Genomic DNA, 23,567 nt, shown 5'->3' on the forward strand with positions numbered 1-23,567 from the left:
CCCGTGTCGCAGGCGGACAAGTCCCCCGTCGGACACACGACTGAGCCGAAGGGTGAATCGCCCCGGGTTTGATGCCAATGTCGTTAACTTTGGCGTTGTTGCAGGTCAAGGCGATGTTGTGGCGAAAGCTGTTGCGCCTGCTCTACTTTGATGAGCGTTGATGGGCTGATTCAGCGAAGGTGATGTGGTGGCCGCGCCAGTTTTCGTTCCTCAGATTGGCTTTGAGAAGTATTGTGCAGCAATGGATTACACGTATTTCTTATTACCTGTGGCCGACGCGAATTCAGGTGGCGAATGTGGTCGGTCAGACCAGTTGACCGACCGGATCGGTCTGGGTGTGCTGACGCGGCTGGTGCACCGCGACCTGGTCGACGAGGTGCTCGCTGACACAGGCAAGGTCGAGCGCCGTCGTCGCCTGCTGCCGGCTCGGGTGGTCGTGTACTTCGTGCTGGCGGTGACCCCGTTCTTCGATGACGCCTACGAAGAAGTGATGCGCAAACTCGTCGATGGTCTGCGATTCCTGCGCGCGCGGAATGACGATTGGCAGGTGCCCACGTCATCGGCGCTGTGTCAGGCCCGGGCCCGACTCGGCGCCGAGCCGCTGCGCGAGCTCTATGAACGGGTGGCCCGGCCGCTGGCCGGTGCCGGCACCCCGGGTGCCTGGCTGGCCGATTTGCGCGTGATGGCCATCGACGGCGTTCAACTCGATGTCCCCGACACCGCCGACAACGATGACGAGTTCGGTCGCAGCGCCAGCAAGGGACTCGACGGTCCCTACCCGAAGGTGAAAGTCCTCGGCTTGGGTGAATGCGGCACCCACGCCGTGATCGACGCACACCTCGGTGGTGTCCATGTCGATGAACGCGACCTGGCCCGCCCACTGCTAGCCAGCATCGAACCCGGAATGCTCGTGCTGGCTGACCCCGGTTCTACAGCCGCCAGTTCCGGCAAGAGGCCGCAGCGACCGGTGCCGAACTGTTGGGGCGGGTGCAGTCGACACTGCTCCTGCACCCGGTGACGGAACTGGCCGACGGCTCGTATGTGAGCGTGCTGCTGACCACCATCGAACGCCAACGCATCCGCCGCCACCAGGCCCGCGGGCTGGCCACGGTGCCGCAAGGCCCGATGGTGCGGGTTATCGAGTACGACATCGCCAACCGCGACACCGACGACCGGTCGCCGATCCGGTTGATCACCACCATCTGCGACCCTGAGCGGGCGTCGGCCGCCGAACTTGCTGCGGTCTATCACCAGCGCTGGGAGTTCGAATCCAGCCTGGCCGAGATAGAAACCCGCCAACGCGGCAGCTACCGAGTGTTGCGTTCGCACAGTCCCGACAGGGTGCGCCAAGAGATCTGGGCACTGCTGCTCACCCACTACGCGATCCGGGCGTTGATGGTCGAGGCCACTGACCCCGACGGGCTCGATCCACTGCGGATGTCGTTCATCCGAACCCTGCGCACCGTCCGCCGCCACGTCACCGGGCAGGCAGGAATTTCCCCCTGACCGGCTGGCGACATGCCTGCGTCACGCCATCGCCGAAATGCTCGAGCGACCCAACCCGGCCCGGCGCCACTGCACCTACCCCCGCGTCACCAAACGAGCCGCCGCCACCAAATTCCCACGAAAAACATTCGGCCACAAGAACATCAACCACCGAGGCCCACCCAAAATCAGACTCACCCGCACACAAAGGACCGCCACTACGGGACTCCCTGAGCGTGACCGCGCCGACGCAGGTCAGGCACGTGTGGCGTCGGGACTTTCGGTGGGTGCCGGCGAGGTGCGGCGGTGGGCGGTGAGGAAGTCATCGACGATGGCGGCGCAGTCGTCGTGGCTCATGACGCGAAACCCGGTCATGCGGGCGAATGCCAAGGGGCCGATCAGTTGGCAGAGCACCCGTTCGAGGTCGAAGTCGCCCAGTTCGGCGCGGGCTTGGTCGCTGTGCAGCAGGGCGTCGAACGGTTGGCGGTACTGGTCGATGACCAGGGTCCGGACGGCGCCGGCCGGGTACTGGTCCTCGGTGTCGGGTTTGGTGGTGGTGGGGCCCAGGGCAAGCCAGGCCAGTGTGGTGATGTGCAGCGGGGCGTCGTTGAACAGCGTTGCCTGCCGGGAGAGCAATTCGATGAGCTGCTCACGCAGGGGTCCACTGCGTGGTGCCGGTGGGGTCACCTGGGGCAGCAGCCGCTCGAAGGTCGCGGCCAGCAGGTGCGAGGAGGTCTTGAAGTGGCGATACAGCGTGGTGCGGGCCACCTTGGAGGCTTTGGTGACCGAGTCGACGGTGACCGCTTCCACGCCGCCGGCGTTCAGCAGGGCCGCGGCCGCCTCCAGCAGCCGGTTGCGCGAGCGGATACGTCGCGGATCGACGTCGTCGTCATCATCAGTGCCGTCGGCGTTGACGTCGGGCCACTCACTCACAGTCACTCACTTTATTGTCCGCCGCCTCCGGTGTGGCCAATCGTCGATTCTCCACACCCCAGGGCAGTTATGCTACCGCGTGTAGCGCAGCGAAACCGCCTATACCAGGAGATGTGGGATTTGTCTGATCGCACCTGGCTGTCAGTGTTTTTGGCGCAGCACACCCCGATCCGGTGGGGATGGCGGTCATCGCATCGGCGCCGGCTCGGGGCGCAGCGATGACAGGTGCGCCGGGCCTGGCTGCTCGTGATGGCCGGGACATCGCGATCCTCGATGCCGCCGTGTCGGTCGCCTCGGTCGGCGGCTACGAGGCAGTACGCATGCGCGCGGTCGCCGAGCGCGCGGGTATCGCCGTCGGCTCCATCTACCGCCGCTTTCCCTCCAAGGCGTATTTGCTGGTCTGCGCACTCACCCGCGAGGTCGAGCAGGTCGAGGCCCTGCGCGATTGGTCGGCGGTGCCCGGTGGCCCCCAGCAGCGACTTGTCGCGCTCAGTGACTGCCTGCATGAGCAGTGGCAGCGTGATCTGCCGCTGACCGAGGCGCTGACCCGGGCGCTCGTCGTTGCCGACAGCGCCGCGGCCGCCGAGGTCGAGCGAACCATGACGGTGCTCAACCGGCTGCTCGCGGCCGCACTGGGCGGCCCGTCCCCATCGCTGCGCGACCAGCAACTGGCCTGCCTACTCGGCGACGTGTGGCTGGCCAACCTGGCCGCCTTCATCAGCGGCCGGGTGCCCGCCGCCGCAGCCCGGGACAGCATCGACCGGGCCATGGCCCTCATCCTGCGCGTCTAGCCCGACACCATTGCCCCGAAACGCTACACGGTGTAGCGTTGCGATACTGCTTAGTATCGATTTGCTGGGGCGGAGACAGGGGACGCGATCATGCTCGATCAGTGGATTGAACGGTGCACCCTGCAGCGGGTATCGCTGCATGAAGGCCTGGTGCTCAGCTTCGAGGACTACAACGAGGTGGTCATCTCCCGGCCGCTGCGCCTGGGGTTGCCGCCGGTGGGTCCGTACCCGGCCGAGGTGGTGGTGCTGGACCCGCTGAACATCGCGCCGGCGCACCGCGCCCTTTTGGACCTGGCCGGGTCGATGTGCGTGCGAGCGCACAGCGACGACGATGGGGCCCTGCACCTGCAGTTCTCGGACGGTCACTCCATCGACGTGGAGCCCGACGCGCATGTGGCGGCGTGGGAACTGTACGGAAAGCGCCACGGATACATGGCCTGCATGCCCGGAGGCCAGGTGCGGATGGTCCGTCATGATCTGCCCGCCGCGGACAACGCCGACTACGACACGGCCCCGGCCAGCCCGTGAGCGATCCGCTGCACGGGGGACCGACCCTCACCGCCGCACCCGGGCCACCGCGCCGCCGGCGCGCACGCGCCCAGACCGCGCCGTCGAGTGAATACAGTCCCGCGCTGGCCCGCCTGGGGGCGTTCACCCTGCGCCACAAGGCGCTGGTGATCGGACTGTGGATCGGGACCGCGGTGGTGCTGGCGGTGCTTTTTCCGCAACTGGAAACCGTGGTGCGCCAACAGTCGGTGGACTTGGTGCCCCACGACGCGCCGTCGTTTCTGACCGTCGACCGGATGAGTGCAGCATTCGGCGAACAGGGGTCCAAGACCGTGCTGTTCGTCGCGTTCGAGGACCCCGCCGGCCTCACCCCGCCCACCCGCCAGAAATACGCGCAGCTGGTCTCGGCGCTGCGCGCCGACCCCGGCCATGTCCTGCTCGTGCAGGACCTGCTGGCCGACCCGGTCACCGCACCGCACGCCATCAGCGCCGACCGCCGCGCGTGGTACCTGCCGGTCGGCGTCGCCGGCACCCTGGGCGATCCGACCGCCGCCGAATCGGTCAGCGCCGTGCGCGCCATCGCTGACCGCGTCTTCGCCGCCAGCACCACCACCGTGCGCGTCACCGGGCCCGCCGCCACGTTCAGCGATCAGATCGCCAGCGCCGAACACGATCTGCTGTTCATCTCCCTGGCCACCGCCGGCCTCATCGCCCTGATCCTGCTGCTGGTCTACCGGTCAGCGTTCACCGCGCTCCTGCCCCTGCTGGTCATCGCGCTGAGTTTGGCGGTCGGACGGGGGGTGCTCTCCGCCCTCGGTGAATGCGGCCTACCGGTATCGGAATTCACCGTGGCGTTCATGACCGCGATCCTGCTGGGCGCCGGCACCGACTACACGGTGTTCCTGATCAGCCGCTATCACGAACAGCGCCGCGCCGACATCGCCCCGCCGCAGGCCGCGATCTACGCCACCGCCAGCATCGGACGGGTCATCCTGGCCTCCGCCGCCACCGTCGCGCTGGCCTTCCTGGCCATGACCTTCGCCAAACTCAGCGTGTTCGCCGCGCTCGGCCCCGCCTGCGCCGTGGCCGTGATGGTCGGATTCCTGGCCACCGTCACCCTGCTGCCACCGGTACTGGCGCTGGCCGCCCGCCGCGGCATCGGAGACCCCCGACCCGACCGCACCCGCCGCTACTGGAACCGCATCGCCGTCGCCGTCGTGCGTAAACCCGTCCCGCTGCTCACCGTCAGCCTGATCATCCTGCTGGCCCTGGCCGCGGCCGCCACCACCATCAAAATCAGCTACGACGACCGCAAAGGCCAACCCGCCGACACCGCAAGCAACCTGGGCTACCAGCTGCTCAACCGGCATTTCCCCACCGACATGGTCTTCACCCAATTCCTCGTCGTGGAAAACCCGACCGACATGCGCACCGGCAAAGGCCTCGCCGACCTCGACGAAATCGCCTCCCGCATCGCCCAACTACCCGGCGTGAGCAAAGTATCCGGCGTCACCCGCCCCGCCGGCACCCGACTCGAACAAGCCCAATTGTCCTGGCAGAACGGGCAGATCGGCGACAAGATGGCCACCGCAGCCGCCGACGGCAACGCCCGCAAAACCGACCTGGCCCAACTCACCGGCGGCGCCGACCAACTCGCCAACGGCCTCGCCCAACTCGACCGCACCCTACGCACCGCGCTGACACCCCTGAGCGCCCTGCTCAACCAAGCGCACACCGCCAACAGCCAAATGCAGCGATTCACCCCGCTGCTGCACCAACTGTCGGCCACCGCCCCCGACATCGACCACGCCATCCAAGCCGGACCCGGACTGCGCCCCGAGGCCGAACAAGCCCGCAACGCCATCGCCGCCGTCTCACCACTGCGCGACATCCTCGACACCGCACCCTGGTGCACCACCACACCGCAATGCACCGAACTGCGCGACCAGATGCGGGTCCTCGACGCCCTGCGCACCAACGGATTCTTCGACCACATCGCCGAGTTGGGCGACCACTACAACCCCACCACCAACGCCACCGTCACCGCCACCCTCACCGACGTCCAAACCTCCATCACCACCCTGCAACACGCCCTGGGCACCCTGGGTGACCCCGCCGACATGGCCACCAACATCGCCCGCCTGCAACACGGCATCAGCCAACTCGCCTCCGGCGCACAAGCACTGGCAACCGGCGTGCACGCCCTGGCCGACAGCAACATTCAAATGCTCACCGGGATGAGTCAGATCGCCGCACAACTACAAAACTCCGCCCGCGCCAGCGCCAACTCCGACACCGCCAGCGGCTTCTACCTACCCCCAACCGCCTTCGACAACCGCCAATTCGCCGACGTCGCCAAACAATTCATCGCCCCCGACGGCAAAACCGCCCGCTTCATCATCGAATCAACCTTCGACCCCTACAGCAGCGCCGCCATGGAACTGGCCCACCACATGGTCACCGTCGCCGAAGCCGCCCGACCCAACACCTCCCTGACCAACGCCACCATCTCCGTAGCCGGATTCCCCGCCGTCAACGCCGACATCCAGCACCTACTCCAAGCCGACTTCATCCAACTCGCCGTCGCCACCCTCGTCGTCGTCGGACTCATCCTGGTCCTGCTGCTGCGCGCCGCGCTGGCCCCGCTCTACCTCCTGGGCACCGTCGTGCTGAACTACCTGGCCTCCATCGGCCTCGGCGTCGTGGTGTTCCAATGGATACTCGGCTACCAAATCGCCTGGCCCGTACCACTATTGGCGTTCATCATCCTCGTCGCGGTCGGCGCCGACTACAACATGCTGCTGGTATCACGACTACGCGAAGAATCCGAACACAACATCCGCGTCGGAGTCCTACGCACCGTCGCCAAAACCGGCTCGGTCATCACCTCAGCCGGCCTCATCTTCGCTGCCAGCATGTTCGGACTGATGGCCGGCTCCATCGCCATCATGATCCAAGTCGGCCTCATCGTCGGCTGCGGACTACTGCTGGACACCTTCCTCGTGCGCACCCTCACCGTTCCGGCCATCGCCACCCTCCTGCGCGAAGCCAGCTGGTGGCCCCAAAAACAACCCACACGGCCCCGGCCATGAAAACGCTACTCCCACACCGGCATCAAGCCGCCACGACCCGAACCCAGCCCACCATCGACAGCGCCCCCGCCGACCAACCCACCCGCGCACCAACGAGCACCAACACCACCGCACCGGACAACACCAAGGGCCGCCGCCGCTGCCCGATCCACTGGCCCCGCCTCCTACACGGCAAGTACCCCTACTTCCACGGCGAGCACGAAAAACTATTCCGAGAAGCAGCCATGGAACGCGAAATGTACCGGCTCTAAACATCACAACCCCGAAGCGCCAACCGCCACCACACAACGCCAACACAACCCGCACGCGCCAGCGACCACAACCGCCGCAGACGAAAGCGGGAACACCCCCAACCACGACTGTTCCCGCCTACCTCAAACCCACCACCATCACCTCAGCGGGAACAGCAATACACGGCCGAATTCAACCCCAGATAACCAGCGCGTTGTGGGACGCGATCAGCGCAGTTCTGGACGCACTCGTGGTCGAAGAACGCGGGTAGGGCAGAGAGACGTCGCTAGCTCAACGGCGGTTTTCGGGGGCGCACACAGCGCGCTTCGGAAATGAAAAACCCGCCCCCTGCCGGGGAACGGGTGGTATTTGATCACTATACAACCGGCAGGAGCGTACGGACGGAATCCCTTGCCGACGGGGATGCGCTTCAGGCTTCGTCGATGGGGAGCTTGAGGTCGCCGGGGTTTCTGATGACGATGGTGGCGTCGATGCGTCCAGCCAGACGAACAATGTTTCGTTGGGATCACCACACTGGCCGAAAAGGATTGGTCTCGTCCCGGACTGGCGAATATGTACCCGTTCGCGCCCGAAACGCCGCAATACTCGCCGATCGAATGCGGCCCGCCTCGGCACCATGCGCATACCCGGGCGCCGCGTACGCACGCTCACGTTCACCCAACACCGCATCACGCTCACAGAGGGAGAACCTGGCCTGCTCCAGAGCGTCCATCCACCGAGCGATGGTGTAGGAGCCCGCCAGGGCAGCCGCATCAATGGTCGGCTCCTCAGCGGAAAGGCCCACCAGCAGGCATGATTCGTGCTCACACCGCGCCAGATCACGGTACGCATCGTGAACAGCACGCCAGGCCTTCATCACAGCAACCGTCACCAGCGCGACGCTGAGATTGACATTCGGCTCCACACCCGCGTCGTGCTGTGCCACGCATCGCGCAACGTCATGCAGGCACGACGCATGTGATGCGTGGATCAAATCCAGTTGTAACACAACGCCTTCAGAAAGTGACCCCTCAAGAATCCGGTCACGACTTGCCATGCAGATGTCGGAAAAGACGTCATCGAGTTCGGTCGCTGCGCGCAGATCGAACGTGCCGGCCCAGCGTTCACCGATGATCCAGCGCATGGTGTCCCGCCACCGGTCCGATGCTGCGCGAAACTCAGCGAAAATCTCCACCAACAAGTCGGCGTACCTTGCTCGTATGGGCGGCATCATGTCCACCTGCGCCGCCCACAACTCCGCGGCGCACAACACGGCCGCGATCGACCGCTGCTGCTCCCCGGCCGCCTGCACCAGCTCGAAACACCGCTGCTTAGCGTCACTCACAGCCGCATCTCCAAAACCCGCAGCATTGGGCTGATGAACTCGACAAAATCGCCCGGATAAGCCACTCCCGCCGCATAAATCATGTTCCCCAACGGCTCAGGCTGAAACTGAAATCCCCGCAGCACCTCCATCGTGCGAGCGATCAGCCACTGCTGCTCGTATACGTCCCGAGGTGTTGCGTCATCGCCGGGGTCTACATCTTTAGCACCCGGTCGATATACCGCTGCGGTCCAGTACTGATTGTTCGCCGTCGTGTTAAATTCTTGCCAAATCTCTTGGCTTACAGCTTCATTCGATAGCAGACGCTCCCACATGTCCCGCAACGAGACCGGGCACATCTGCTGGCCACCGAATACTCCCTGCATCATCTGGCCAGCCAAAACCTGTACCACCTCATCGAGGACTCCCTGATGATCAGCCGCACGGAGGCGCTGCACCCGAGCCGACAAGTCGGGATAGGTCGCTTCGAAGCGGTCTACATGCACCGCGTCGAGCACCGGGCCTGTCGGCGGTGACTGCGCATAGTCTTCGCGTTTGCATAGTGCATGCTCGATACCAGCTGGCTTAAACGGTTCGATGCGGTTCGTGGCTGCCGCTGCGACAAGCCGACCGCCCCCAAGCTGGGCTCGCAGAGCGGCGTATTCGACCAAAACCCGGGACGGGTCCGACCAGCCTGTCCACCGCTTCTCAAACCCCGTTTTCACGATGGGATCGCTCGCCAGGAGCCGGACACCGCGCGGCAGAAACACCCCCCACGGGATGTATCCGAACCCCTCGCTGGACATCACCACCGTCTCGGGTGTCGCCGAACTGTCAGCCCGGAACACTCCCACGGCCCATTCGACGACCGGGTAATGGACAAAGTCGCTGTCTCGCCGAAGCTTCGCCGCTAACGCCCGTGCCGTCCGCAGCTCCGCAGACTCAGTGCGTGCAGCGCCCGCAGCCGCCACCGGCGTCAACACACCGGCCGGAACCATCGTCGGCGTATTAGGTACCCCACCCCCAGCCGAACCCGCACCACCGGCACTACCTGACGAACTGCTACCACCGGACGCAGGAACCACCGGCGCCCCAATAGAACCCGCAGCCGCGGGAGCCCCCATCCCTGGCGGCGGAACCATCATCGCCGGACCAGGTGCCGCGGCACCTGTTGGCACACTGACTGGCGCGGGCGCGGATGCGACCGGTGCAACATGTGCGCCTGCAGCGCCAAGCCCCGACGACGGCGCGATACTGGACGCTCCAGCCGCGGGCACCTTTGCAGCACCACCCGCCGAACCGAGCGAGCTCACCCCAGTTGTTGTCGCTGGCGACAATGGCGCCAGCGGTGCCGCGCCGCCACCGACACTCGCAGCCAACGACTTCGCGATCGCAGCCCCCGGCGACTGCCCCATTTGCGCTGCCTGAGCCGCCTGTGCGGCCGCATTCGGCATCGATGCACCGTTGGCCAAACCGCCCAACCCAGCCCCCGGCTGGCCCAAACCAGATGTCAACGACGACAAGGGATTACCGCCGCCCAATAGTCCACCACCGGGCACGCCACTCGGCGCTCCACCCCCGGCAAAAGGGGGTGCACTGACCGATGGCCGCGGCGACACAGCTTGGATAACAGCCGGCATCTCAGCGTCGGAGTGAGTGCCTGCTGCTGTTGGTCCGCTTCCTGCGACTGCCGAATTCCCGCTGGTGTCGCCGTGCATTCCCGTGTGCGGCTGGATGGCTTCTTGCTTCGTACCCTTCGTCGTTGGGTCCGAGTGCGAACCGGCGGTTTCTGTGCTCGTATCTTCTTGTTGTGACCCTTCTGGTTTCGGATCTTTGTGGCTGCCAGAATTATCGAGTGCCTGAGCGCTGTTGTTTTCGTCTTTAGGGATGTCTCTACCGAGAATGGCCGTCAGCGGCTGACTGAGCTGCGCTACGGCCCGGCTGTGGGTGCTTTCGACCGCGGCCGCGAACATGCTGTGCGCAGCTACAGCCCGGGTATAGCCAGCCGCGATGATCGCTGCCCGGACAGCAGGCAGCACCGGACCCGCCGCCTCGATCTCCTGTTGTGTCTCGTGGTGTATCTGGTCCAGCTTCGAGTTGAGCGCACGCCCCAGCCCGACAACCTTTTTCTGGCCCTTGGCTAACTCGTGTTGCACCTCGACGCGCATATCGTGCTTCCGGGCGCGTATGTGGTGCGCGATCACCATTTCATCGATGGTCGCACCGGAGTTCGTCGATTCGAGTTCGGCGGCTGCCCTGCGGTAAGTCCTTGCTCGCTCCTCGTAATACGTTGCAGCGTAGGCGAATTCGTTACCTTGAGCCTCGATGGCATCGAGTCCGGTAGCCCGAAGTTCTGGATAGGCGCCACTACCCCCACCGACATCAGACATATGTCACGACACCCCGCAAGCCGTTCGTATTTTGTCCGCCGCTGCATTGACCCGGCCAGCGGCATCGTTTGACACTGCGGCACGCTGGCGTTGGCCATCTGCTGCAATCATGTCGACATTCGCGGCGATAAAGTCACGGACCTCATCTGCGACCGCAGGTGGAGTGACGGGCACCAAGTGTTGTCGCAGGTATTGGACCTGCGTCAGAATGCCCGCCTGCGCAGCGTTGAAAGCATCCACGATCGCTGGATCGCTCCACTCCCAGGCGCCCTGCGTCCTATCGAGAAATGGTTGCCGGGCGGCAACCATTGCGCTCGAAGCCGCCGCCCACGCGGTGCATGCTTCCGATTTCGCCGCCGCTACAGCGGCCGGGTCCGGGGCCTGCGCCGCCGACGAGGTAGCGGTCGACGACGTGACCGATGCCGGAGAAGTCGTCGGGGTGTGCCGGCCGAGCGCAAACCCGCCCGTCACCGCGCTGGCCACCGCAACGACAAGACCCGTCGCGGCCAACGCCCAGCTGCCACGCGAACGCGGCGCCGGGACGTTCCCCAGCTGGCCCGTGAGCGGCCCTGGCGCCCGAAAACTGGGCGGCGAGTAAGGCTTCGTCATTCGGTCCTCACCGCACTCAGGTCCCCTGCATTCTTCTCGTTGATGCCGTCGAGCACGGTGAATCCCGTTGCGCTGACAGCACTGACTGTCGTATCGCCCCCGAGTGCTTCACCGCCAATCGCCTCATGCACCAACCGTGACCAGGCATCAAACCCGAGGGCAGCAATGTCGAATACAGTCTTTGGCGCTGGCAAGGCGGGCGCACCGGCTGACAAAGGTGCCCGGCATGCCTCAGCGCCAGCGGCCGCCGTCACGCTCGGTGCCGTTGAGTCGATCCGTAGTAAGCGGGTATCGGCCATCATTGGCTCCTTCACCGGTTCTCGTGATGCTCGGTCTGAGCACGGGCAATATCGTCCGGAACCGATACCCCGAGGTGCTCGGCGGTGCGGATCACCTCATCCACGACGGCTACGGTCAGGGCGCGGTCGACCATCACAGACCGGGCCGAGGTCGCTGTCGTGGCTGTGACAACGTCAGTCCACATCGATTCCGGCTGAGGGGCCGACTGGTCGGCATCCGCTATAAGCTCCGTTTTTGCAAGTAGCTGCCGGACCGATTCGAATTCAAGAGCTGTGGATGTCCGGACAACTTCCGGCCACTGTTCGGCGGCTTCGATTCCCGCTCGGATTTCTTCTCCCCCGATAGACATATTTTTACGGTAGCCGGGGGCACCGACATCACGCCAGCAGTAGGCCCAGATTCAACCGGATTCCGCAGCGCTCGTTGATATTCGGAGCTGCGGATAGGTGAGATTGCGTGAATATGAGTGACTTGATGAGTGATTATGAGTGACTTTGGCGCTTATAAACCTGACGACTCAGTATTTGGCGACGACGTAGTCGACCTGGCGGTGCAACTCGTCGATCTCCCCGTGAAGCACCATCGGACTCCCGCGGCGTAATAAAACTCACCCACGCGATTCTGCCAACCGCCACCGATAGTCCCCCGCGCTAGCTCGGCCAACAGTGCGCGGCCCAGTCGGAGCGCTTACTAATCGGAGTGCGTGCCATGCTGTGAACGAAATTCTTGACAGCCCTTGGCGTGTTCCACCATTGAAGGTACCGCTCGGCGGTCCGGTACGCATCGGCCATGGCCATCCAGACTGCCGACACGGTGATAATTCATGTGCGATCTGACCGACGGTCTTGATACTTCAGAAACGAGTCCACGGCCTGCCTGGAGACTCCCAGCTGTCGACCAATCCACCCAAGGCTGCGGCCTCGGTCGACCAACCGCTGTGCTGCAACTCGCCTCCGCTCCCGCGCATCGGCGAGTTCATTAGTCAGGCGGTTCAGCTCCGCGTGAGCTGCCAAAAGCTCCAGCAGCTCGCCGTGTTCATCGTTCACCGGTCTAATCCTGCCCCAATTCCAATGACAAGCCTCGAATCATTCCAGACTGTCGCGAAACACGATGGGGGCTATGAGGTCGCTCGTTCCCCTCCGGACGCAGCGACTTTCACCGCGCGGCGCACAGTGTCATTGATGAGGCGTTCCAACACTGCCCACTCACAATGGGAGGACCATTCTTCAGCCAGCTCAATAGATCGCAGCCGTCCCCGATCATCTACCCACACGGTGACCTCATCCAATTCACTGGATGCACAGAACCATCTGCCCCGTGCGCACCGCTCAAGAGCAATGGTCGTCTCCCGAACCCGGTTCACCTGGTCAAGCACCGCTGCAATCGGTAGTTCGTGAGTCTTCATCGCTGTACTCCCGCTAGAAGTCGATCGTTTGCGCGTATGCCTCAACCTGACCAAAGGTCGGCGTAAATCGTGAATTGCACTGACCATCGAATGCCTCGGCAGTCGACTGCTGGCGTCGCAGATACGCCAACGTGTGCAGTCGCATTATCTGAGCGACCAACTCGACGGCCGAAACTTCCGCCGCGGCTGAACTCAACCTCACCCGCATCGGCGTGCCTTCAGGTCCGACCCAAACCCTGAGTCCACATTCCGCATCTGCAGATTCATAGACGTTCACACGACAACCCTCCATAGCGTCAAGACTGCCTTGACAGTATGGTCGCCCCCCATGCAATGTCAAGACTGTCTTGACGTTGTATGAGGCGACAGTCCGCGGATTCCGCATATTGCCTGTGTCATGTCAAGCCCCGCGTGGACCACTGGCCTCCTCGGAGGTTTTGTCGCCCGGGCCTTTATTACTGAACGAGTTCCATATTCGGCAGAATGCTGTTGCCTACCAGCAGCTTTCCGAATTCTTGGACTGTTCCAGCCCCCAGCAAGAGCCGTTCTCCATGGCACCTGCAGCAGGCATCAGAACATGACGACACCATCGCCAATAGAGGCGTCGAACGCGTAGCCCCAGATCAGATCGATCCAGTTCGGGGTGTAGGGAGCTGTTGGACGCAGGAGCTACCGCTCAAGAAGCCACCGAGCCCAGTCGGCCGCTCACCCGCTTAATTCAACATGTTTCTTCACCCGGTGATGAAACATGTTGGACCTCATCGACTTCCAATTTCGCGTGAATGTGGTCGAGTTGATGGACTGGACGCAGAACACCGACCTACGTTCAGCGCCATGAGAGACACCACGCAACGCGTCAGACAGCTCGCGACCCGGCGGTACGCGGTGGTGCTACAGGCGATGCCAGAGACCCCACAGAACTCAGGGAGCCGAACTATGGAGCGGCCGATTGACGTCCCCAACGTCGCAACACGATCAGCCGGTGCATACGCATGAGTTGGAAAGCAGTGGACTGGGCAACTGACCTGAAGATCTCCAAATCGACCACTAAGTTCATCCTTATCCTGCTCGCGAACAAGGCAGATGAAAACTTCTCCTGCTATCCCTCCATCCAGACGCTCATGGAGGAATCCGGAGCTGGACGAAGCACGGTATTCCGGGCAATCGACGAGCTCGAAGCCTGGGGATACGTTACGCGCCAACCACGATTCCACGATTCCGGTGCACAAAGATCGACTCGCTACTACCTGAATCACCCGCCCGCACCTCATCTCGACCCCGGTCGCAATCCGACACTCCCCCGTCCCGATTTGGCACTCCCCTCGTCTCACAGTGACACCCCCCGGGTCCTAAAGGGACACCCTCCGGGGGTGTCAAATCGAGACTCCTCGAACCCCTCATCAGAACCCTCAACCGAACCACCCACCGTCACAGGAATTTTGGACTTGCTGTCGCCAACGTGGAGACTTCACCGCCCGGCAGGACCAGAACTGACATCCGGCTTGCAAGCGGCTCTCGCGCGGGGCTGGACTCAAGAAAGCCTGACGGCGCACCTCGCCTGCAACCCGCGTGGAGTACGACACCCTGAAAAAGTCCTGCTACATCGCCTGGCTCAACTACCAAGCCCACCATTTCCGCACCTCAGATCCAAGCCGTGGTGCGGGTAGTGCGAAGACCCAACCGCCCGCACCGTCACCATCACCCACCCAGACGGAACAGAGGCCGCCGCCTTCTGCCCACAATGCAGCCCACAGGCTCAACGCCAGTCCCACCTACTGTTCAACGAATCGAGGTGAATCAAATTGGAAAACAACGTATTTAAAGACCTCCCGCTACTCCTCACAGTGCCCGATGCAGCGGCACTGCTTGGGATCGGCCGAGGCGCCGCATACAGGCTCGTGAACTTGGGCGAGCTGCCAGTCCGCCGTCTCGGCGGCCGAATCTACGTCGTCACGGCAGGCATTCGCGACCTGATAGCGTCATGAAAGGGTCCGTCTATCAGCGCGGGAAAACCTGGACCTACCGGTTTCGCGGTCCCCAAAAGGACCCCGCCACAGGGGAATACCCCACCATTTCGAAAGGCGGGTTCGATACCGAGAAGGAGGCATGGAAGGCTTGCCGCGAAGCCATGCGGCAAGCGGACACAGGGCGAGTCGTCAAGCCATCCGCACGGACGGTGTCGCAATTCCTCGACGAGTGGTTTAGCGCTGTCGAGGCAACGTTCGACGGCACCACATGGCAAAACTGGAAAGACTATGCCCGCGTGTATGTCATCCCACGCATCGGCGAGGAGAAGCTACAACGCCTCGATGAACCGCAGCTGCTGAAGTTGTACGCCGCACTTCGCACCGACGGGCGAATCAAGCTGGATCACAACAGCGAGATGTTCGCGTACTGGACGGCGAGTGTTGCGCGAGGTTGCGCCGCCACACCCCGCCAAATTTCGGAAGCATGTGGAACCACAATCCATGCCGCCCGCAAGGCAGTACGGCGGTACCAGTCTGGGATCACGCCGATACCGCAGCCAACAGGATTGGCGCCGAAGACAGTTCGCAATATTCACGCGATGATTCACCGTGCACTCAGCGATGCTGTCGCCTGGAAATATATGGCGTACAACCCTGCGAGCAACATCAAGCCCCCTAAGAAACCGCGAGCCCTACGAACCGTATGGAATCCCGATCAGATCCGGATGTTCCTCCGTTCCATCCGTCATGACAGATTCTCCGCGCTGTTTCTCCTCGAGCTGACCACCGGTGTCCGCCGCGGCCAAATCTGCGGTCTCCGATGGTCCGAGGTCGACCTGGTCGCGGGGGAAATCACCGTCCATAACAACCGCGTCGTCATCGACGGCCATGCAAAAGACAAAGCCGGCGGCAAAACGCGCAACGCCGACAAGACCATCTCACTGGACCGCGCCACCCTCTCCGCACTCCAAAGTTGGCGCGAACATCAAGACAAAGAGCGCGAGTTCTATGGGGCCGATTATCACCCGGGCGGCTACGTGTTCACATTCGAAGACGGCCGACCTCCACACCCTGACACCATCAGGCAAAGGTTCGATCGTCTGGCTGCAGCCGCAGGCCTGTCACGGATCACTTTCCACGACCTCAGGCATTCCTACGCAACGGGGGCCCTGAAAGCCGGCGTCAATCCCAAAGTCATCAGCGAACGAATCGGCCACGCCGACGTCGGATTCTTCCTCCAGACCTATGCCCACGTGATCAAAAACGACGACCGCGAAGCGGCAGAACAGGCGGCAGCATTCCTCATCGGCGACGATTGGCCGGTATGACAGGCCATTGGCCGAAATGACAGAGCGGCAGGGCGCAACAGAATCGATGGCAGCACCGCGTGACTGACTGACCACGCGACCGCAGTAGAGCCGCCATCGAGGTCCACACTGCGCACATGCGCGCCGAACTCCGGAGCATCGTATGGTGCCGTCGCCTACCGCTTCGTACGGGTCGACGTTGCGCTCGACGAGCAGGTCGATCATGTAGTCGAACGCGGTCGATAGCTCGACCTCGTTCTCGCGGTCGTATACCTCCCAGCAGCGAAGTTTCGGAGCGAACAGGTTCGAGTCGACTACGGCCATCAATTCGTCGACAGGGCTAGACCGCAGGATCTGCGCTGAGCCGCCGATCAATTATTAGCAATGCTAACGTTCACAAATCCGTTCACAACCGAATAGAAAACGGCTCCCGGAGAGTCGTCCGGGGGCCGTTTTCGCTAGTAGCGGGGACAGGATTCGAACCTGCGACCTCTGGGTTATGAGCCCAGCGAGCTACCGAGCTGCTCCACCCCGCGTTGGTGAATACAACGTTACCCAACGCTGCCGAATGAACCAAATCGTATGGTCAGACAGGGTTTTTGGGCCGCGTGCCCGATGGCCGGTAAACACAAAACTGCCCAACTCCCGGAGGAATTGGGCAGCTTTGTGTCTTTCGCGCGGTGATTCGACTACTTCGCCTCGCGGTACTTGGCCATGGCGTCGTCCAGCTTCTGCAGCGCCGTACCGAACTGGGCGAAATTGCCACTCTGCTGGGCCGCACGCATGCCGTCGAGCGCCGCATTGACATCTTGCAGGGCAGCGGCTTTCGCGGGCGACAGCGTCACCGGGACGCCCGGTGGCAGCACCGCTGCCGGCAGGGGCGGCTGCGGCCCCGCAGCGGGCGGCTGGACGGCACCAGGCACGGCCACAGCAGGCGGCGTACCGGCCGGCACGTCAGTCGGGGCCGGACCGGTGGCGGTCGCCCCCGCACCGGGCCCGAAGATGCCGTTGAGGGCGTCCCGCACCGTCGGGCCGTAACCGATCTTGTCGTTGTACAGCATCGCCACCCGGATCAACCGTGGGTACGACGACGCCGCGTCACTGGCCCCCGGCGAGGCGTAAACCGGTGCGACATAAAGCAACCCACCCTGCCCCACGGGCAGCGTCAGGAGGTTGCCCCAGCGGATCCGGTTCTGGTTGTCCCGACCGATGACACCAAGATCCTGACTGACCGCGGTGTCGGTGCTGATCGCGTTGAACGCCAGCTTGGGGCCGTTCACCTGGCCCGGAATGGTCAGCACGGTGATCTTGCCGTACGTGGCCGGGTCGGAGCTGGCGCTGATGTACGCGGCCAGGAAGTCCCGCCGGAACCGGTTCATCGCCGTGGTCAGCTGGAACGACGATGAATCACCGCCGGTGGCAAGGTCTTTCGCCACGATGTAGTACGGCGGCTGGAAACTGCTGGCCGTCGGGTTCGGGTCAAGCGGCACGTCCCAGAAGTCCGACGTCGAGAAGAAGGTCACCGGATCGTTGACGTGGTACTTGGCCAGCAGCATGCGCTGGACCTTGAACAGGTCCTCGGGGTAGCGCAGATGTTCAGCCAGCTCATGGGAGATCGCCGACTTCGGCTTCACCGTGTCCGGGAAGACCTTCATCCACGCCTGCAGCACCGGGTCGTGCTCGTCCTGCTCGTACAGCGTGACGGTGCCGTCGTAGGCGTCGACGGTGGCCTTCACCGAGTTGCGGATGTAGGACACCTGCTTGTCGGGCAACATCCGGTTGACCGCAACCTCATTGGAGTCGGCGGTCGCACTCGACAGCGACGTCAGCTCCGAGTACGGGTAGTTGTCCAGAGTGGTGTAGCCGTCGACGATCCACACCATGCGCTTGTTGACGATCGCCGGGTACACCGTCGAATCGGTGGTCAGCCACGGCGCCACCGCCTCGACCCGGTGGGCCGGGTCCCGGTTGAACAGAATCTTGCTGTTCGGTCCGATCACGTTGGAGAACAAGAAGTTTCGCTCGGCGAACTTCGCGGCGAAGACCGACCGCGTCAGCCAGTTGCCGATATCGACACCGCCGGTACCGCCGTAGGTGTAGTTCTTGGTCTCGGTGTTGGTCTCGTAGTCGTACTCCCGGTCGGCGCCGTTCTTGCCGACGATCGCGTAATCCGACGCGGCACTTGCGATCACCGGACCGAAGTACACCCGGGGCTGATCCAGCGGAGCCGGGCCGGGCGACACCGCGGCGCCGTTGGCACCGACCACGCTGGCCAGGAACTCGGGGTAACCGCCGTTCTGGTTGGGGTCGTTGGCAATTCCGCGCACCGTGTTGGCCGGCGACGCGATGAACCCGTTGCCGTGGGTGTAGACGGAGTGCTTGTTGATCCAGTCGCGCTGGTTGTCGATCAGCCGGTCCGGGTTCAATTCCCGTGCCGCCACGACGAAGTCGCGCAGCTTGCCGTCGGGCCCGTTGTAACGGTCGATGGACAGCTGGTCCGGGAAGCTGTAGAAGTTCTTGCCCTGCTGGAACTGGGTGAAGGCCGGTCCGACGATGGTCGGATCGAGCAGCCGGATGTTCGAGGTCGTGGCCCGGTCAGCGGCGACCTGCTCGGCGGTGGCCGGCGCGTTGCCGCTGTAGTCGCGATAGGTCACCGAATCACCGGTCAGCCCGTACGCATCTCGGGTCGCCGTGATGCTGCGACTGATGTAGTCGCGTTCCTTCGCCGCCGCATTGGGCTTGACGCTGAACTGCTCGACCAGCATGGGCCAGCCGGCGCCGATGATCACCGAGCTCAGGAGCAGCAGCACCAGACCGATCGCCGGAATCCGCAAGTCCCGCAACACGAGCGCCGAGAACACCGCCACGGCGCAGATCACCGCGATGGCCAGCAGGATCAGCTTCGCCGGTAGCACCGCGTTGATGTCCGTGTAGCCGGCACCGGTGAACGGCTTGCCGGCACGGGTGTGGCTGAGCAGCTCGTACCGGTCGAACCAGTACGCAACGGCCTTGAGCAGCACCAGGATTCCCACCAGCGCCACCAACTGCATCCGCGCCGCGCGGCTGAGCGCGCCCTGGCGGCCCGACAGCCGGATACCGCCGAACACGTAGTGGCCCAACAGGTTCCCGACCAGCATCAGGAAAACCCCGACGAACAGATACCCGAGCACCAGTCGGTAGAACGGCAGATCGAACGCGTAGAAGCCCAAATCCTTGCCGAATTCGGGGTCGTTGATGCCGAACGTGCCGCCGTGCAGGAACAGCTGCACCCGCACCCAGTAGGTCTGTGCCACGAATCCGGCCAGCAATCCGATGAAGGCGGGAACACCGATGGCGAACAACCGCAGCCTCGACAGGACCGTCGCGCGGTAACGGGCGACCGGATCGTTGGGCCCGGACGCGGGCACGAACACCGGCCGCGACCTGTACGCCAGTGCCATTCCGCCGAACGTCACGGCGCCGATGAACACGCCGGCCACCAGGAAGACCACCAGCCGCGTCACCAGGACGGTGCTGAACACCGAACGGAAACCGATCTCGCCGAACCACAGCCAGTCCACGTAGGCGTCGACCAGCCGCGGGCCGACCATCAACAAACCGACGATCAGCAACGCGATCCCGACCAGAATCCGGCTTCGTCGTGTCAGCTTCGGCATCCTCGCCGCAGGCCGCATCCCCACTCGTCAGCTCCAGTCTGTTGAAAGTCCGTTTGAAAATCAGTAAGGCCAGCTTGTGCCACGACTCTACGCATTCTGGGGTGGCCGCACGCTCAACAGCGGGGAGGTTCGCCACCAGCGGACACGGCATGCAGTGCGTCGACCGCTCCGCCCAGGTTCTCGACCTTGATCAACCCCAGCCCGTCGAGATGGGCCGAGACCGCTTCGGCGCAGTTCTCGGCGGGCACCATGAACACCGTCGCACCGGCCTCCCGCGCGGCCAGCATCTTGTGCGTGATGCCGCCGATCGGGCCCACCTTGCCATCGTCGCCGATGGTGCCGGTGCCCGCAACGAACTTGCCGCCGTTGAGATTTCCGTCGGTCAGCTTGTCAACGACGGCCAGGCTGAACATCAGGCCGGCTGACGGGCCACCGATGTTGGCCAGGTTGAAGTCGATGGCGAACGGCGCCCACGGCGCGTTGAGCACCGTGGTGCCGAGGTAGCCGTAATCGCGGTCCTTGTTGGAACCCAGGGTGATGGTCGTGACGCCGATGCCGGCGTTCTTGCGCCGGTAGTCGAGCACGACGTGGTCGCCCGGCTTGGTTTTCTTCAGCAGTGACGTGAACTCTTCGACGTTGGCCACCGGAACGCCGTTGACCATGTCGATGGCATCGCCCGGGCGCAGCTGGCCGGCCGACGGCCCCGGATCGGCGACGGCCTGGACCGTCACCGCCTTCGGGTACTTCAGGTAGCTCAGCGCCGCGTACTCTGCGTCTTCCTCGGAGTTCTTGAAGTCGGCGTTGTTGGCCTTGTCCACCTGGTCCTTGGACTTGTCCGGCGGATACACCAGATCGCGCGGCACCAACTGCTCGCGGCCCGACATCCACAGCGCCAGCGCCTGCCCCAGCGTCAGCCCGTCGCTCTGCGACACCGTCGTCATGTTGAGATGCCCCGACGTCGGGTGCACCTTGACGTCGCCCTTGATGTCGACGACCTTCTTGCCGTCGACCTCACCGAGCGTGTCGAACGTCGGGCCGGGACCCAGCGACACGAACGGCACGGTCACGACCGACACCAGCACGACGAACACGATGATCGGCGCCAGAGCGACCACGAGCGTAGAAATCCGCCTGTTCACGCCGCCAACAGTAAAGCTCGCGGCTCGGTTCGCTGACAGCATGACCCGCGAAGCCACCGGCGGGCCGTGCTGGCAGTACGGTTGACGGTATGGCTGACCTGCCTTTCGGCTTCTCCAGCGGCGAAGACCCCGACCGCGACAAATCGAACAAAGAGCCTGGACCAGGCTCCTCCGGAAGCTCTTCCGGAGGTTCGTCCGGTGGGTCGTCGGATCCGTTCGGGTTCGGCGGTGCGTTCGGCGGTCCCGGCGGCGCCGGCATGCCCGACCTCGGCCAGATCTTCACGCAGCTCGGCGCGATGTTCAGCGGCGCGGGCGCGTCGATGAACAACCCGCAGGCGGGTCCGGTCAACTACGACCTGGCCCGCAAGCTGGCGTCCAACTCGATCGGGTTCGTCAAGCCGGTGCCCGAGCAGACCGCGACAGCCATTTCGGATGCGGTGCATCTGGCGGAGACGTGGCTCGACGGTGTCACTCCCCTGCCGGCCGGCACCACCCGCGCGATGGCCTGGACCCCGAGCGACTGGCTCGACAACACCCTGAACACCTGGAAGCGGCTGTGTGACCCGGTCGCCGAACAGTTGTCGAGCGTCTGGGTGTCGGCGCTCCCCGAAGAGGCCAAGGCCATGGCCGGCCCGCTGATGGCGATGATGTCGCAGATGGGCGGCATGGCATTCGGCTCGCAGCTGGGCCAGGCCCTGGGCACGCTGTCCAAAGAGGTGCTGACCTCCACGGACATCGGCCTGCCGTTGGGTCCGTCCGGCGTTGCCGCGCTGATGCCCGAGGCCGTCGAGGCCTTCGGCGAAGGTCTCGAGCAGCCGCGCAGCGAGGTGCTGACCTTCCTCGCGGCCCGCGAAGCGGCCCATCACCGGTTGTTCAGTCACGTGCCGTGGCTGGCCACGCAGCTGCTCAGCGCCGTCGAAGCCTTCGCCAAGGGCATGAAGATCGACATGAGCGGGTTCGAAGAGATGGCGTCCGGCCTGGACCCGGCGTCGCTGATGGGTGACCCCGGCGCCATGGAGAAGCTGCTGAGCCAGGGCATGTTCGAGCCGAAGGCCACCCCCGAGCAGGCCGCGGCCCTCGAACGCCTCGAGACGCTGCTGGCGCTCATCGAGGGCTGGGTGCAGACCGTCGTCACCGCGGCGCTCGGCGACCGCCTGCCGGGCACATCGGCGCTGAGCGAGACGCTGCGTCGTCGTCGCGCCACCGGCGGACCGGCTGAACAGACGTTCGCGACCCTCGTCGGCCTGGAGCTGCGGCCGCGCAAGATGCGCGAGGCCGCCACGCTGTGGGAGAAGCTGACCGAGGCCGTCGGCGCCGACCAGCGCGACGCCGTCTGGCAGCACCCCGACCTGCTGCCCGGCGCAGCCGATCTCGATGAGCCCGCGGCCTTCATCGACCGCGCGCTCGGCGGCGACACCACGGGGCTCGACCAGGCGCTGGCAGACCTCGAGAAGGACCTGAAGCGGGACACCGACGAGGAGTAGGCGACCCGGAGCAGCGGCTTCGGCGAGCCTGTGGATAACTAATTCGCCGAATCGGTGTGCCATTGGCACAGTTGGGCCATGATCGCGGCCCGTCAGACCTTGAACCCGGCCATGCCGGTGTTGCAACGTCCCGACGGCACGGTGCAGCTGGGGTGGGACCCACGGCGCGCCATCGGTATTCGGCCACCGGCCGGGCTGTCGGGCGGAGCTCTGGCCGATCTGCTGCGCGGCATGCAGAGCGGCGTCGACGTCGAGAGCAGCCAGTCGCTCGCGATGGCGGCCGGGCTGACCGACATCGACGGCTGGGCCGGGCTGCTCGGCGCGCTGAGCACGGCAGGCCTGTTGCGGCCGGAGCCGGACCCTGACCGCCGACCGGTATCGGTGCGCGTGCACGGCAGCGGTCCCCTGTCGGACCTGCTGGCCGGCGCCTTGACCTGTTCCGGCGCCCGGGTGCGGACCAGTCGCTTCGGGCATGTGGCTCGCGAAGGCGCTGATCTGGTGGTGCTGTCGGATTTCCTGGTGGCCGACCGACGCCTGGTGCGCGACCTGCACCGCGCCGGGGTACCGCATCTGCCGGTGCGAATCCGGGACGGCACCGGGTTGATCGGCCCGCTCGTGCTGCCTGGCGCGACCAGCTGCCTCAATTGCGCTGACCTCCACCGCAGTGACCGCGACGCGTCGTGGCCGGTGCTGGCCGCCCAACTCGAGGGCACCGTCGGCAGCGCGGACCGGGCGACCGTGCTCGCCACCGCGGCGGTGGCGCTCAATCAGGTGGACCAGGTGATCGACGCGATTCGCGGCGGCGGATGCCGCGCAAAACCGCCGCCCACGCTGGATGCCACCCTCGAATTCGACATCGGCTCGCGGACCACCGTGGTGCGCCGATGGTCCCGTCATCCCCTGTGTGACTGGTGCGACCGGAAACCGTGACAACACGCGTTGCCATG

The 23,567-nt window shown here is 64.4% G+C and carries 18 protein-coding genes, 1 tRNA gene and 1 pseudogene; 11 read left to right on the top strand and 9 right to left on the bottom strand.

Annotated elements, in window-relative coordinates; translation table 11 throughout:
• Window positions 1-268: 268 nt before the first annotated feature.
• Window positions 269-1,506: pseudogene (locus A7G45_RS20270) on the top strand (IS4 family transposase).
• 234 nt (window positions 1,507-1,740) lie between these two features.
• Here A7G45_RS20270 and A7G45_RS20275 read toward each other — a convergent pair.
• Entirely contained in the window at window positions 1,741-2,418 is a 678-nt protein-coding gene (locus A7G45_RS20275) for a TetR/AcrR family transcriptional regulator (RefSeq protein WP_071286876.1), read from the bottom strand.
• Between the two features lie 218 nt (window positions 2,419-2,636).
• Between A7G45_RS20275 and A7G45_RS20280 the strand changes: the two genes are divergently transcribed.
• The 4 genes from A7G45_RS20280 to A7G45_RS20295 all read left to right on the top strand — a co-directional run bounded on the left by A7G45_RS20280 (window position 2,637) and on the right by A7G45_RS20295 (window position 7,059).
• A complete protein-coding gene (locus tag A7G45_RS20280) occupies window positions 2,637-3,209 on the top strand; it encodes a TetR/AcrR family transcriptional regulator (protein ID WP_061000995.1) in 573 nt (190 codons plus the stop codon).
• 90 nt (window positions 3,210-3,299) lie between these two features.
• Window positions 3,300-3,737 carry a DUF6188 family protein gene (locus tag A7G45_RS20285; RefSeq protein WP_061000993.1) on the top strand — a complete coding sequence of 146 codons (438 nt, stop codon included), beginning with the start codon at window positions 3,300-3,302 and terminating at the stop codon, window positions 3,735-3,737.
• Window positions 3,734-6,808: an MMPL/RND family transporter gene (locus A7G45_RS20290; RefSeq protein WP_204354752.1), complete on the top strand. Its 3,075-nt coding sequence runs from the start codon at window positions 3,734-3,736 to the stop codon at window positions 6,806-6,808. The genes A7G45_RS20285 and A7G45_RS20290 overlap by 4 nt, the downstream gene beginning before the upstream one ends.
• A complete protein-coding gene (locus A7G45_RS20295; RefSeq protein ID WP_071286865.1) occupies window positions 6,805-7,059 on the top strand; it encodes a hypothetical protein in 255 nt (84 codons plus the stop codon). The genes A7G45_RS20290 and A7G45_RS20295 overlap by 4 nt, the downstream gene beginning before the upstream one ends.
• A gap of 506 nt (window positions 7,060-7,565) precedes the next feature.
• On the opposite strand, the gene A7G45_RS20300 is transcribed toward A7G45_RS20295, so the two are convergent.
• Genes A7G45_RS20300 through A7G45_RS20310 form a run of 3 tightly spaced genes read right to left on the bottom strand, consistent with a single transcriptional unit; the run spans window position 7,566 to window position 10,993 of the window.
• A complete protein-coding gene (locus tag A7G45_RS20300) occupies window positions 7,566-8,384 on the bottom strand; it encodes a hypothetical protein (protein ID WP_061005090.1) in 819 nt (272 codons plus the stop codon).
• Window positions 8,381-10,753, bottom strand: a complete 2,373-nt coding sequence (locus A7G45_RS20305; protein WP_162563563.1) for an EspK C-terminal domain-containing protein — start codon at window positions 10,751-10,753, stop codon at window positions 8,381-8,383. Before A7G45_RS20305 ends, A7G45_RS20300 begins: the two co-directional genes overlap by 4 nt.
• Window positions 10,754-10,756: 3 nt before the next feature.
• Window positions 10,757-10,993 (bottom strand): Rv2240c family protein, encoded by a 237-nt coding sequence (locus A7G45_RS20310; protein ID WP_162563562.1) that lies wholly within the window; start codon window positions 10,991-10,993, stop codon window positions 10,757-10,759.
• Between the two features lie 94 nt (window positions 10,994-11,087).
• Between A7G45_RS20310 and A7G45_RS20315 the strand changes: the two genes are divergently transcribed.
• Window positions 11,088-11,351, top strand: coding sequence for a hypothetical protein (locus A7G45_RS20315; RefSeq protein ID WP_061005084.1), 264 nt, complete (start codon window positions 11,088-11,090; stop codon window positions 11,349-11,351).
• A 7-nt stretch (window positions 11,352-11,358) separates the two neighbouring features.
• Here A7G45_RS20315 and A7G45_RS20320 read toward each other — a convergent pair whose 3' ends face one another.
• A complete protein-coding gene (locus A7G45_RS20320) occupies window positions 11,359-11,661 on the bottom strand; it encodes a hypothetical protein (RefSeq protein ID WP_162563561.1) in 303 nt (100 codons plus the stop codon).
• Between the two features lie 11 nt (window positions 11,662-11,672).
• Window positions 11,673-12,011 carry a hypothetical protein gene (locus tag A7G45_RS20325; protein ID WP_061005082.1) on the bottom strand — a complete coding sequence of 113 codons (339 nt, stop codon included), beginning with the start codon at window positions 12,009-12,011 and terminating at the stop codon, window positions 11,673-11,675.
• A gap of 2,048 nt (window positions 12,012-14,059) precedes the next feature.
• Between A7G45_RS20325 and A7G45_RS32740 the strand changes: the two genes are divergently transcribed.
• The 3 genes from A7G45_RS32740 to A7G45_RS20335 all read left to right on the top strand — a co-directional run bounded on the left by A7G45_RS32740 (window position 14,060) and on the right by A7G45_RS20335 (window position 16,362).
• Window positions 14,060-14,734 carry a helix-turn-helix domain-containing protein gene (locus A7G45_RS32740; RefSeq protein ID WP_083420346.1) on the top strand — a complete coding sequence of 225 codons (675 nt, stop codon included), beginning with the start codon at window positions 14,060-14,062 and terminating at the stop codon, window positions 14,732-14,734.
• A gap of 177 nt (window positions 14,735-14,911) precedes the next feature.
• Window positions 14,912-15,052, top strand: a complete 141-nt coding sequence (locus A7G45_RS20330) for a helix-turn-helix domain-containing protein (RefSeq protein ID WP_260940102.1) — start codon at window positions 14,912-14,914, stop codon at window positions 15,050-15,052.
• Window positions 15,049-16,362 (top strand): site-specific integrase, encoded by a 1,314-nt coding sequence (locus A7G45_RS20335; RefSeq protein ID WP_083420344.1) that lies wholly within the window; start codon window positions 15,049-15,051, stop codon window positions 16,360-16,362. The genes A7G45_RS20330 and A7G45_RS20335 overlap by 4 nt, the downstream gene beginning before the upstream one ends.
• Window positions 16,363-16,803: 441 nt before the next feature.
• Here the strand turns inward: A7G45_RS20335 and A7G45_RS20340 are convergent.
• From A7G45_RS20340 to A7G45_RS20350, 3 genes are all read right to left on the bottom strand, one after another.
• Window positions 16,804-16,877, bottom strand: a tRNA-Met gene (locus A7G45_RS20340).
• Window positions 16,878-17,030: 153 nt separating this feature from the next.
• Complete coding sequence (locus A7G45_RS20345) at window positions 17,031-20,021, bottom strand: UPF0182 family protein (RefSeq protein WP_260939895.1); 2,991 nt, start codon at window positions 20,019-20,021, stop codon at window positions 17,031-17,033.
• Between the two features lie 89 nt (window positions 20,022-20,110).
• On the bottom strand, window positions 20,111-21,136 hold the full coding sequence (locus A7G45_RS20350) for a YlbL family protein (protein ID WP_260939896.1): 1,026 nt from the start codon (window positions 21,134-21,136) through the stop codon (window positions 20,111-20,113).
• An 89-nt stretch (window positions 21,137-21,225) separates the two neighbouring features.
• On the opposite strand from A7G45_RS20350, the gene A7G45_RS20355 reads away from it, so the two are divergent.
• Both A7G45_RS20355 and A7G45_RS20360 read left to right on the top strand, forming a co-directional pair.
• Complete coding sequence (locus A7G45_RS20355; RefSeq protein ID WP_260939897.1) at window positions 21,226-22,620, top strand: zinc-dependent metalloprotease; 1,395 nt, start codon at window positions 21,226-21,228, stop codon at window positions 22,618-22,620.
• 78 nt (window positions 22,621-22,698) lie between these two features.
• Window positions 22,699-23,550, top strand: a complete 852-nt coding sequence (locus A7G45_RS20360) for a bacteriocin biosynthesis cyclodehydratase domain-containing protein (protein ID WP_260939898.1) — start codon at window positions 22,699-22,701, stop codon at window positions 23,548-23,550.
• Window positions 23,551-23,567 lie beyond the last annotated feature (17 nt).

The organism is Mycolicibacterium llatzerense (assembly GCF_025331195.1).
GTDB classification, from domain to species: Bacteria; Actinomycetota; Actinomycetes; order Mycobacteriales; family Mycobacteriaceae; genus Mycobacterium; species Mycobacterium llatzerense.